At 72.2% G+C, this 12,231-nt stretch carries 7 protein-coding genes; 5 read left to right on the top strand and 2 right to left on the bottom strand.

What is annotated here, in order from left to right; genetic code table 11:
- Positions 1-15: 15 nt before the first annotated feature.
- The gene (locus ACQP1P_RS19565; RefSeq protein ID WP_433088122.1) at positions 16-372 is read right to left on the bottom strand and encodes a hypothetical protein; all 357 of its coding nucleotides are present in this window, start codon (positions 370-372) and stop codon (positions 16-18) included.
- A gap of 163 nt (positions 373-535) precedes the next feature.
- Between ACQP1P_RS19565 and ACQP1P_RS19560 the strand changes: the two genes are divergently transcribed.
- The 5 genes from ACQP1P_RS19560 (at position 536) to ACQP1P_RS19540 (ending at position 10,955) form a co-directional block, all read left to right on the top strand.
- Positions 536-1,192: a hypothetical protein gene (locus ACQP1P_RS19560; RefSeq protein ID WP_433088121.1), complete on the top strand. Its 657-nt coding sequence runs from the start codon at positions 536-538 to the stop codon at positions 1,190-1,192.
- Entirely contained in the window at positions 1,189-4,815 is a 3,627-nt protein-coding gene (locus ACQP1P_RS19555) for a hydantoinase B/oxoprolinase family protein (protein WP_433088120.1), read from the top strand. The genes ACQP1P_RS19560 and ACQP1P_RS19555 overlap by 4 nt, the downstream gene beginning before the upstream one ends.
- 114 nt (positions 4,816-4,929) lie before the next feature.
- Entirely contained in the window at positions 4,930-5,895 is a 966-nt protein-coding gene (locus tag ACQP1P_RS19550) for an Acg family FMN-binding oxidoreductase (RefSeq protein ID WP_433088119.1), read from the top strand.
- A gap of 155 nt (positions 5,896-6,050) precedes the next feature.
- The gene (locus ACQP1P_RS19545) at positions 6,051-8,366 is read left to right on the top strand and encodes a glycoside hydrolase family 9 protein (RefSeq protein WP_433088118.1); all 2,316 of its coding nucleotides are present in this window, start codon (positions 6,051-6,053) and stop codon (positions 8,364-8,366) included.
- A 24-nt stretch (positions 8,367-8,390) separates the two neighbouring features.
- Positions 8,391-10,955 carry a DUF4118 domain-containing protein gene (locus ACQP1P_RS19540; protein WP_433088117.1) on the top strand — a complete coding sequence of 855 codons (2,565 nt, stop codon included), beginning with the start codon at positions 8,391-8,393 and terminating at the stop codon, positions 10,953-10,955.
- A 306-nt stretch (positions 10,956-11,261) separates the two neighbouring features.
- Here ACQP1P_RS19540 and ACQP1P_RS19535 read toward each other — a convergent pair whose 3' ends face one another.
- The gene (locus ACQP1P_RS19535; protein ID WP_433088116.1) at positions 11,262-11,798 is read right to left on the bottom strand and encodes an RICIN domain-containing protein; all 537 of its coding nucleotides are present in this window, start codon (positions 11,796-11,798) and stop codon (positions 11,262-11,264) included.
- Positions 11,799-12,231: the final 433 nt, after the last annotated feature.

Below are 12,231 nucleotides of genomic sequence, written 5' to 3'. Positions count from 1 at the left end.
CGATACTGGCGGTCCTCAGCCTTTCGTTCCGGGCCGCGGGGCGAGGATGCCGACGATGGCACCGAGGGCTATCCCGACGAAGCCGAACACGGCGGTCTGCCCGCTGCCGCTCGCGTTCAGCCCCAGCAGCGTGCCGCCTATCACCACGGCGGCCAGCACCCCGAACACGACCAGCCAGATGACGTTCGTGACCCACTTGGAGGGGCTGCCGAGGACCGACGAGGCCACGTCCTCCACGACCGCCGCGCGCTGCCCCGGCGGAATCAGCTCCACCGCCGACTGCACCAGATGCTGCTGCTCGGCAGGATTCTGTACCTTGCTCATGCTGTCGATCGCGTCATGCAGTTCGACGGACATGTCGACCACTTCCACCCGGGCGGTGTGCTGTCTCGCGCTGGCACGTCTGCTAGGCATGCGATTCCCGTGCCGGCACCGTTCAAAAGTGCTTCCGGGGGTGATTGGTGCCCGTGGCCCGGGGTAGCGGCACGGCACGCACATACGATGCGGTGCCGCGACCGTCCGGCAGGAGCCTGGAGTGTGGAATCGTCAGCCGACGGGCGGGCTCGGCGGTCGCCTGGCCGAGGTGATCGAGGGCTCGCGAATCGCGTTGGAGCACGTCACCGACGCGCTGTGCGGCTGCGGTCCGTGCGCCACGAGCGCTCTGCCTGACGCCGGGAAGGCGCTGTACGCACTGCGTCAGGCCATCGACGACCAGGCGCTGGCGATCGAGGAGACCCGGGGCGCGTCGCCCGCCGCCGCCGTGCCGGCGATCGTCGTCGCCGCGCAGGTCAACGCCGACGCCGAGGGCGTCGAGGGACTGGCGAGGCGGCTGGCCGAGATCGCGGGATCGCGGGCGGCACGGCCGGCGATGCCGGCTGACGTCCAGGCCGTCGTGAGCCACATGGGCCGGGTCTGCGTCGACATGATGGCCACGGCCGGCAACGCCGGGAGATCGCCGCGGGCCGACACGGAGGCGCGGATCGCGGCGGCCGAAGCCGAGGTACGCGGGCTGCGGCAACGGCTCGACCACCGGCTGCTGCACGACCCGCGTCCGGTCGACGCGGATGCGGCGCTGGACGCCTCCCTGGCCTGCCGGTACTGCGCGCACTGCGTCGAGCTCGCGTCCTCGATGGCGCGGCACGCGATGCTGGGCGCGCACGCAGGGCAGGCCGGTGAAGGGCAAGACTCGTGACGGCCGGCGGGCGGTGGCAGTTCTGGATCGACCGGGGCGGCACGTTCACGGACATCGTCGCCAGGAGGCCGGACGACGGCCGGCTGGTGACACGCAAGCTGTTGTCGAACAACCCGGCGCGCTACGCCGATGCGGCGGTCGCCGGAGTCCGGGCACTGCTCGGGGTCGCCGATGCGGCGCCCATACCGGTGGACCGGATCGAGTCGGTGCGAATGGGGACCACGGTCGCCACGAACGCGCTGTTGGAGCGCCGGGGCGAGCGCACCGCGCTGGTCATCACCGAAGGCTTCGGCGACGCGCTGCGCATCGGCTACCAGAACCGGCCGCGCATCTTCGACCGGCACATCGTGCCGCCGCGAATGCTGTACGAGCGCGTGATCGAGGTGGACGAGCGGATCTCCACCGACGGCACCGTGCTGCGCTCGCCGGATCTCGACCGGCTGGCCGAGGAACTGCGGCGCGCGAGCGACAGCGGCATTCGCGCGGCCGCGGTGGTCTGCCTGCACAGCCACCTGTACCCCGCGCACGAACGCGAGATCGCGATGCTGGCGGAGCGAATCGGCTTCCGCCAGGTCTCGTGCTCCAGCGAGGTGAGCCCGTTGATGAAGCTGGTGCCGCGCGGCGACACCACCGTCGTCGACGCGTACCTGTCGCCGGTGCTGCGCCGGTACGTCGAAGCGGTGGCGGAGCAGCTGGGCGGCGTACGGCTGATGTTCATGCAGTCCAACGGGGGCCTGGCCGAGGCCGGGCACTTCCGCGGCAAGGACGCGATCCTGTCCGGTCCGGCCGGTGGCATCGTCGGCATGGCCCGCATGTCGCAGCTGGCCGGCTTCGACAAGGTGATCGGCTTCGACATGGGCGGCACCTCGACGGACGTGTCGCGCTACGCCGGCCGGTACGAGCGGGTCTTCCACACCCAGATCGCGGGCGTCCGGCTGCGCGCCCCCATGATCGACATCCACACCGTCGCGGCGGGAGGCGGGTCGGTCCTGCACTTCGACGGCGCCCGTTATCGCGTCGGCCCGGACTCCGCGGGTGCCGACCCGGGACCGGCCTGCTACCGCGGCGGCGGTCCGCTCACCATCACCGACGCCAACGTGATGCTCGGCCGAATCCAGCCCGCGACGTTTCCCAAGGTCTTCGGCCCGGACGGCGACCAGCCGCTGGATGCCGGCGTGGTGCGGCGGCGCTTCGCCGAGCTGACCGCGGCCATCGCCGGACAGACCGGCGACGAGCGCACGCCGGAGCAGGTCGCGGAGGGGTACCGGCAGATCGCGGTCGCGAACATGGCCAACGCCGTGAAACGAATCTCGGTACAGCAGGGCCGCGACGTCACCGCCTACGTGCTCACGACATTCGGAGGCGCCGGCGGGCAGCACGCGTGCTCCGTGGCCGACTCGCTGGGCATCCGCAGCGTACTCGTGCCGCCGATGGCGGGTGTGCTGTCCGCGCTCGGCATCGGGCTCGCCGACACCACCGCGATGCGCGAACAGTCGGTGGAGAGCCGCCTGGAGCCCGGGGCGATGCCACGGCTGACCGACGTCGCGGACGCGCTGGAGGCGGCGGCGCGCTCGCAGCTGCTGGACGAGGACGTGCCGGCCGGGCGGATCCGGGTGCACCGACGCGTGCACCTGCGCTTCGAGGGCACCGACACCGCGCTGCCGGTCGGGCTCGCCGAGCTGCACACCATGGTGGCGTCGTTCCGGACGGCATACCGGCGCATGTACGCGTACCTCATGGACCGCCCGCTGATCGTCGAGGCGGTGTCGGTCGAGGCCATCGGGCTCACCGAGCCCCCGGACCTCTCCCGGCTGGGCGGGCCCGCCGGCGCCCCGCGACGCGCCGCCGCACCGCCGCTCGGCACGACCCGCTTGTACACCGGCGGAGCCTGGCGGGAGGTGCCGCTGTACGAGCGGGAACGCCTGCTCCCCGGCGAAACCGTCGGCGGCCCGGCCATCGTGGCCGAGGCGGACGCGACCACGGTGGTCGACGACGGCTGGCGGGCGGCGGTGACGAAGTACGGCCATCTGCTCCTGGAACGGACGCGGCCGAGCGGCCGGGCATCCGGGGCGACCACCGAGGTCGACCCGGTACTGCTGGAGATCTTCAACAACCTCTTCATGTCGATCGCCGAGCAGATGGGCGCCCGGCTGGAGTCGACCGCGCAGTCCGTCAACATCCGGGAGCGGCTGGACTTCTCGTGCGCGCTGTTCGACCCGGACGGCAGTCTCATCGCCAACGCACCGCACATTCCCGTGCACCTCGGCTCGATGAGCGCCAGCGTCAAGGAGGTCGTCCGCCGCCACGCCGGCATGCGGCCCGGCGACGTCTACGCGATCAACGATCCCTACCACGGCGGCACCCACCTGCCCGACATCACCGTCGTCACCCCGGTCTTCGACGCCGACCGGCCCGAGGTGCTGTTCTACGTGGCCTCCCGGGGCCACCACGCCGAGATCGGCGGACTCACGCCCGGCTCGATGCCCGCGACCAGTCGCAACGTCCACGAGGAGGGCGTGCTGTTCGACGCCTGGCCGCTGGTCGAGGACGGCCGGTTCCGCGAGGACGAGACGCTCCGGCTGCTCACCCGGGCGCCGTACCCGTCCCGGAACCCGGCGACCAACCTCGCCGACCTGCGCGCCCAGATCGCCGCGAACGCCAAGGGTGTCGAAGAGGTCGGACGGATGATCGACCAGTTCGGCCTCGACGTGGTGCAGGCGTACATGCGTCACGTCCAGGACAACGCCGAGGAGGCGGTACGGCGCGTCATCGCCGCCCTCGGCGACGGCGAGTACCGCTACGAGATGGACTCGGGGGCGACGATCGCGGTGCGGATCGCGGTGGACCACGCCGGGCGCGGCGCGACGATCGACTTCAGCGGCACGTCACCGCAGCTGGCAACCAACTTCAACGCGCCCTCGTCGGTCGTCACCGCGGCGGTGCTGTACGTCTTCCGGACGCTCGTCACCGACGAGATCCCGCTCAACGACGGCTGCCTGCGCCCGCTGCGCATCGTGGTGCCGGCCGGTTCGATGCTCGCGCCCGTCTACCCCGCGGCCGTGGTCGCCGGCAACGTGGAGACGTCACAGGCGATCGTCGGCGCGCTCTACGCCGCCCTCGGCGTGCAGGCCGAAGGGTCCGGGACGATGAACAACGTCAGCTTCGGCAACGACCGGCACCAGTACTACGAGACCGTCGGCTCCGGCTCCGGCGCCGGTGACGGGTTCGACGGGGTCTCGGTGGTGCAGACCCACATGACGAACTCCCGGCTGACCGACCCCGAGGTCCTCGAATGGCGCTTCCCCGTCTTCCTGGACGAGTTCGCCGTCCGGCACGGCAGCGGCGGCGACGGCCGGTGGCGGGGCGGCGACGGCGCGGTCCGCCGCATCCGGTTCCGCGAGCCGATGACCGTCAGCACCCTGTCGGGGCACCGGCGTGTGCCGCCGTACGGCCTCGCCGGCGGCTCGCCCGGCGCGCTCGGCGTCAACCGGCTGGAACGCGCCGGCGGCGCTGTCGTCCCCCTCCCCGGCTGCGGCTCCGTCGACGTCCAGCCGGGCGACGTACTGGTCGTCGAGACACCCGGCGGCGGCGGATACGGCCGCGCGGGCGTGCGCGAGACCTGACAGGCTCGAAGCGGTGTCGTACCGCGGGGTGATTCGGGACGTTCGGCCCTTACCGGCGCCGCCGCCGCGTGGGCACGGTGGAAAAGGTGGCTCCATCCGACTGGAGGTGTGGTCATGAAGATGATGGCGACGCCGCGAACCTGGTGCCCCGAGGTGTTCACCGATGCGGTCGGTGACGCCGTTTGGGCGCCGTCGATGCACAACAGTCAGCCGTGGCGGTTCCGGCACACCGGCGACGGTGTGGACGTCCTGCTCGACGAACGCCGGGTCCTGACCGCCGGCGACCACGACGGCCGGATGGCCCGGATCTCCTGCGGTGCCGCCGCGTACAACCTGCGGCTGGCCCTGGCCGTGGCCGGTCTGCCGGCGCGGTACGAGTTCGGGGCGGGGCGGACACTGCTGCACCTGTGGCCCGATCGGCCGCGGCCGCCGACGCCCGTGGAGCGCCGGATGCACCACCAGATCCCGAACCGGCACACCAACCGCGGCCCGTTCGCCGACACCCCGGTGGGCACCGCCGCAGCGCACCGGCTGTCCGAGGCCGCCCGGCGAGAAGGCGGCCGGCTCGACTTCCTGACCGACGAGACGGCACTGTACGTGGTGGCCGGGCTGATCCGGACCGCGGACACGCAACTGCGTACCGACCCGGCCTACGCCGCGGAGCTGCGAACCTGGAGCATCGCGGCCCAGCACGAGGTCGAAGGGGTCGGCCGGTCCGCGGCCGGTGCCGCACCGCACCCCGGCGAGTTGCTGACCCGCCGCGACTTCGGCGGCCCGATCCTCGACGTGACCCGGGATCCGGCGCGGCGACCGACGGTGGCGGTGCTGGGCGTGCTCGGTGACGGGTTCGACGACGCCGTCCGGGCCGGGATGGCGCTGCAGTGCGTGCTGCTCACGGCCACCGACCTCGGCCTGAGCACCGCTCTGTACTCGCAGCCGATCGAGGTGCCGGCCCTGCGGGAACAGTTGCGCCGCACCGTCGAGTGCTCGCACGACCCGCATCTCGTGCTGCGCTTCGGCTACGCGCCCCGGACCTGTTACACCAACCGGCGGCCCGTCGCCGACGTCATCGAACCCTGAACCACTCGCCAGGTGGCCTCCGCGTCGACTGGCCGTCGGCCGCCGCACATCCCACGGCCGAAATGGTGATTGATCGGGGGACGAGCGAGGATGCGAGCGTCGGCCACGAGTCACGTCATGTGGTGACGCCGCGTCGGCGGAGGCATGGTCGAGGCATGGTGACGGTCAAGGAACCCCGTGAGCAGGTATTCAACGGCACGTTCGACGGCAACGACACCGCGGGCTGGTTCTCCGCCGGCACCGCGCTGGCGGCGGCCGACGGGAGGCTGCGGGTGCAGGTGCCCGGTGGTACGCACCAGCCCTGGGACGTGCTCGTCGGCGAGAACGACATCCGATTGAGCGCCAACACACCGTACGCGATCTCGTTCACCGCGTCGGCCGGCCGGCCGGTGACCATCAAAGCTCAGGTGCAGCTCAGCGACCCGCCGTACACGGCGACGTGGTCGCAGGACGTGCAGCTCACCACCAACCAGCAGCAGTACCACTACTCGTTCACCTCCAGCCTCGACACCGAGCGGGGCCAGGTCTCCTTCCAGATCGGCGGGTCCGGCGAACCGTGGACGTTCACCCTGGACGACGTCTCGCTGGTCGGCGGCGAGCCGTGGGAGTGGTACGTCCCGAAGACCGACCCGCCGGTGCGCGTCAACCAGGTCGGCTACCTGCCGGACGGCCCGAAGCACGCCACGGTGGTGACCGACGCGCCCGACCCGCAGTCCTGGCAGGTCGTCTCCGGCACGGGCGAGGTCGTGGCGTCCGGCCGGTCGAACCCGCGCGGGCTCGACACGTCGTCCGGGCAGAAGGTGCACACCATCGACTTCACGGCGGTGACCACGGCCGGCGCCGGCTACACCCTGCGCGTCGACGGGCAGCAGAGTTTCCCGTTCGTCATCGCCGACTCCGTCTACGAGGGCCTGCGCCGCGACGCGGCGCACTTCTTCTACGTCCAGCGCAGCGGCATCGCCATCGACGACGCGCTCGCGTCCGGCTACGCCCGCCCCGCGGGCCACGTCGGGGTGCCGCCCAACCAGGGCGACACCAGTGTGCCCTGCCAGCCCGGCGTCGGTGACTACCGGCTGGACGTGCGCGGCGGCTGGTACGACGCCGGCGACCACGGCAAGTACGTCGTCAACGGCGGCATCGCCACCGCCCAGCTGCTCGGCCAGTACGAGCGCGCCACGATCGCGAAGACCGGCAACCCGGCCGCGGTGGGTGACGGCACCCTCGGCATCCCCGAGCACGGCAACAAGGTCCCGGACATCCTCGACGAGGCCCGCTGGGAGCTCGAGTTCATGCTGCGGATGCAGATCCCCGACGGCAAGCCCAACGCCGGCATGGCCCATCACAAGGTCCACGACCGCGGCTGGACGGGCCTGCCCTGCCTGCCCGACCAGGACCCGCAGGTCCGCGAGCTGCACCCGCCGTCGACCGCCGCGACCCTCAACCTCGCCGCGACCGCAGCCCAGGCCGCCCGGCTGCTGCGACCCTTCGACGGCCCGTTCGCCGACCGCTGCCTGGCCGCCGCCCGCACCGCGTGGAAAGCCGCCAACGACCATCCGGCGGTGTACGCCAGTGCGGACGACACCAACGGCGGCGGCGCCTACGACGACACCGACGTCCGCGACGAGTTCTACTGGGCCGCGGCGGAGCTGTTCATCACGACGGGCGAACAGCCGTACCTCGACTTCCTGCGCTCCTCGCCGTACTGGACCGGCGACGCCTTCCGCAACACCGGGCCCGACTGGAAGTTCGTCGCGCCGCTCGGCCGGATCGACCTCGCCACGGTGCCCAGCAGACTGGCCGACAACGACCGTGACGCCGCCCGCTCCTCGGTGCGTGAGGCCGCGGACCACTATTCGCAGACCATCCGCGAGCAGGCCTACGGCGTGCCGATCGGGGACAACGAGTACACCTGGGGCTCGACGAGCGTCGTGCTCAACAAGCTCATGGTCATCGCCGCCGCCTTCGATCTGACCGGCGACCGCCGTTACCGCGACGGCGTCCTCGAAGGCCTCGACTTCATCCTCGGCCGCAATGCCCTCAACAACTCCTTCGTCACCGGCTACGGCAGCCGCTGCTCCCAGAACCAGCACAGCCGCATCTACGGTCACCAGCTCGACCCCAGGCTGCCCCGGCCGCCCGCCGGATCCGTCGCGGGCGGGCCCAACCCCGGCCTGGAGGACCCGAAGGCGAAGAAGGTCCTGTTCCACACGCCCAGCGGGGAACGCCCCAAGCCGCAGTTCTGCTACCTGGACGACATCGAGTCCTGGTCCACCAACGAGGTCGCGATCAACTGGAACGCCGCGCTGTACTGGATCGCGTCCTTCGCCGCGGACCAACGCCAACCGGACAAGCCCGACGGCCCGCACCGCATCGGCGACGTGACGGTCAGCCTGGGCGAGAACCATCAGGTCAACGTCCTGGTGCCGGTCGGCTGGTCACTGCACGTCGAGTCGACCGCGCCGGGGCGGTGAGCTCTGCGCCGGAGGTGTCCACCGATGACCAGCCCAGCCGCGACCGGAGCCGCGCCGCGCCCCGCACAACGCAGCCAGACCGGCACGACGACGCCGAGGGGACGGTTGCGCATCTACCTCGGCGCGGCGCCCGGAGTCGGCAAGACCTACGCCATGCTGGCCGAGGGGCAACGCCGCCGGTCGCGGGGAACCGACGTCGCGATCGGGTTCATCGAGCCGCACGGCCGCAGGCTCACCGCGGCCATGGCCGACGGCCTGGAGCTGGTGCCCCGGCGTGAGATCGTGTACCGGGGCGCCCGCCTGACCGAGATGGACCTCGACGCGGTGCTGGCGCGGCATCCGCAGGTCGCGCTCATCGACGAGCTGGCGCACACGAACGCGCCGGGTTGCCGCAACGCCAAGCGGTGGCAGGACGTCGAGGAGCTGCTCAACCACGGCGTCGACGTGGTCACCACGCTCAACATCCAGCATCTGGAGTCGCTCAACGACGTCGTCCGCCAGATCACCGGCATCACGCAGCACGAGACGCTGCCGGACTCGGTGGCGCGCCGCGCCGAGCAGGTCGAACTGGTCGACATGACGCCGGAGGCGCTGCGCCGTCGCATGGTGCACGGCAACGTCTACCCGCCGGACCGGATCGAGGCGGCGCTGACCCACTACTTCCGCCCCGGCAACCTCGCCGCCCTGCGCGAGCTGGCCCTGCTGTGGGTGGCCGACCGGGTCGAGGAGTGCCTGCAGCAGTATCGCGCCGAGCACGGCATCGCCACGGGCTGGGAGACCCGCGAGCGAATCCTGGTCGCGCTCAGCGGCGGCCGCGAGGGCGAAACCCTCATCCGCCGGGCCGCCCGCATCGCCGAACGCATCCAGGGCGCCGAACTGCTCACGGTCCACGTCATCCCCAGCGGGGGCCTGACGCTGGGCAGCCAACCGGCGCTGGCGGCCCAGCGCGTGCTCGTCGAGTCGCTCGGCGGTGACTACCACCAGGTCGTGGGCGACGACGTAGCGAGGGCGATCCTGCAGTTCGCCCAGGCCGAGAACGCCACGCAGATCGTGCTCGGCGCCAGCCGCACGCCGTGGCCGATGTCGGCGCTGACCGGTGAAGGCGTGGGCGCCCGGGTCATCCGCCTGTCGGGCCCGATCGACGTCCACATGGTCACGCACGAGCACGCGGCCGGCGCACCCGGGCTGCGGCTGCCGCGGGCGGGCCGCGGGCGGGGTGCCCGGCGGTATCTCGCCGCTGGGATCCTGGCGGTGCTGCTGCTGTCCGCCGTGACGCTCGCCGGGCTGCAAGCACGCTTCACGCACTCCAGCGTCCTGGTGGGCTACCTGCTTCCCGTGATCGTCGCGGCGCTGACCGGCGGCCTGTACCCGGCCATCGCAACGGCATTGGCGGCCGCGCTGCTGGCCGACTACTGGTTCATGCCACCGCGGCACGCGATCCTGCTCACCAGGCCGGACGACATCGCCGCGCTGGCCCTCTTCGTCGCGGTCGCGATGATTCTCGGCTGGGCGATCGACACCGCCGCCGGGCAGACCCGCCGCGCCGTGCGCGCGTCGGCCGAGGCGGCCGCGCTCAGCTCGCTGGCCCGCGCCGCGCTGGGTGAGCCGAATCTGCCGGCCCAGATGGAGCGTATCCGCCGGCTCTTCGCCCTGGACGCGGTCAGCCTGCTCGGCCGGGAGTCGACGAGCATGTCCGAACGGTCCTGGCAGGTGCTCGCATCGGCCGGCGACCGTCCGCCGGAGCTGCCCGACGAGGCCGACACGAGCGTCCCGGCAGGACCGTCGCTCGCCCTTGCCGCGCGGGGCCGCGTCCTGGGCGACAACGACCAGCGGGTGCTGGTGGCGTGTGCCGCCCAGCTCGCCGCCTGCCGCGACCGTCAGCGGCTCGCCGAGCATGTGGCCAGCGCCGACCAGCAGATCGCCGCCGACCGGGCGCGTACCACGATGCTGCTGGCCACGGAACGGGAGCTGCAGGAGCCGCTGGCCCTGGTACGCGACACGCTCGACCGCCTCGCCACGGACGACCCGCTCAGCGTCCGGCAGCGCCAGGATCGGACCGCGGCCGGGCGCGCCGGCCTCGACCGCATCGCGGACGTGCTCACCGACCTGCGGCACCTCGCGCAGGCCAATGCGGGGGCCCTGGACATCCACCTGCGCCCCGTCGAACTCGACGAGGTCCTGTCGGTGGCGCTCGAAGACCTCGGCCCGGGAGGCCGCGACATCGCTGTGGACACCCCGGACGACATGCCCGACGTCATCGCGGATGCCAACCTGCTCACCCGCGTGATCACCAGCCTCGCCACCGATGCCCTGCGCCGCAGCCCACGGCCGGCGCGGCCGAGGCTGCGTGTGCACGTCCTCGCCGATGCGCTCGCGATCGACGTCACCGGCGACGACCGGCACCCACCGGGCGCGGACGGATCGCCCACCCGGGCAACGCCGGCGACGGTCGGCGTCGACGCTGACCGCAGCATCCCGATGGACACCGCCCGAGCGCTCACCGAGGCCATGGGCGGCACGCTGCGCCACCACGTCGCCCCCGGCGGCGCGCTCACCGTGAGCCTGATCCTGCCCACCGCCGCCTCTTGACGACAGCGACGCGGGCACGGCCCTGCCCCCATGCGGATGATGTGTGAGCGATTTTCGCCGCGGGCATGGGTGCGGCCATGACGAAATGACACCGCCACCGGCGTCGAAGGATGACCGCACGGCCCGACCCGCCGCTGACGCCATGCCCGCCGATGACGATCGGTGCGGCGCGCGTCGAGGCGCGACGAAGGCGGTCATCGCGAACGCGCGCTGCGTATCGCGAGTGGGGCTCCCCGGGCGGGGACCCGTTACCGGCCCGCTGGCATCGCAGCGGTGACGCGGATGCCAGCCGGCCGGCCGCCGTGCTCAGAAGAACCAGCGCTGCGCGATGTTGCCGTTGCAGGGCCACACCATGAGGAACGCGCCCTTGCTGTCAGCGGTCGTGTCCAGGCACATCCCGGTCAGCTCGTTGACGATCTCGCCGGTCGAGCGCAGGTCCCAGTTCTCGGCCTGGGTGAAGTTGCCGCCGGGGTTGGGAACCGGGCCGCTGTAGCAGGTGTGCTGGATGACGCCGGACCCGGCCGTCGTGCCGGCGACCGCGAGGCACTTGCCCGCGCTCTTGGACCGGATCGTCTGCAGGCCGAGCACCGGCCCGCTCGCCCCGACGAGGATGAACTGCTGCTCCGGCACGTGCGTGCAGTTCCACAGCTGCGCCCGGGCCCCCTCGGCCGGATCCTCGGACTTCATGTCCATGCAGTACCGGTGGGCGTTGGCATTCTGCAGCTGGTTGTAGGTGCGTGGGTTCAGCGCCGACGCGGATGTGGCGGTCAGCCCGACCGCGGCCACCACGGCCAGGGCAACCAGGGTGGACCGGCGCAGGAACGTGCGGAACGGGTGCGTCATGATCGCTCCTTTTTCGATGCGTGCTCGTCGCCGGGACGGGATCGCCCGGCACCAACACCGCGTTCCATCCGGTGCCATGCCGCCCGCACTGTCGGGTAGGCGTCTCGAGCACGCCTTCCCGGGTCAAGGCTCACCACCGTCGCTCGACACCGCGGACCGCCGGACGGCGTGACCGGCCCGGCGGCGAAAGCCCGGAGACCGTCAGCCGTTCGGGGTGCAAGCCGGTCTGTTCGCTGTACGGCAAGCGGGCGGCCCGTCCCTAGGATGGGGCGTGATGGACGGCTTCCGGCTCGCGATCGACTACGGCACCTCCAACTCGGTGGCTGTCCTGCAGTGGCCGGACGGGCGCGTGGCGCCGTTGCTGTTCGACGGGGGGCCGCTGCTGCTCTCGGCCGTCTTCGCCGACGAGAGCGGCCGGCTGTACGCGGGGCGC

It is taken from the genome of Dactylosporangium sp. CA-052675 (assembly GCF_050947935.1).
GTDB lineage: Bacteria > Actinomycetota > Actinomycetes > Mycobacteriales > Micromonosporaceae > Dactylosporangium.
The sequence above is the reverse complement of the archived record's forward strand: the minus strand, read 5'-3'. Positions and strand labels throughout refer to the sequence as shown.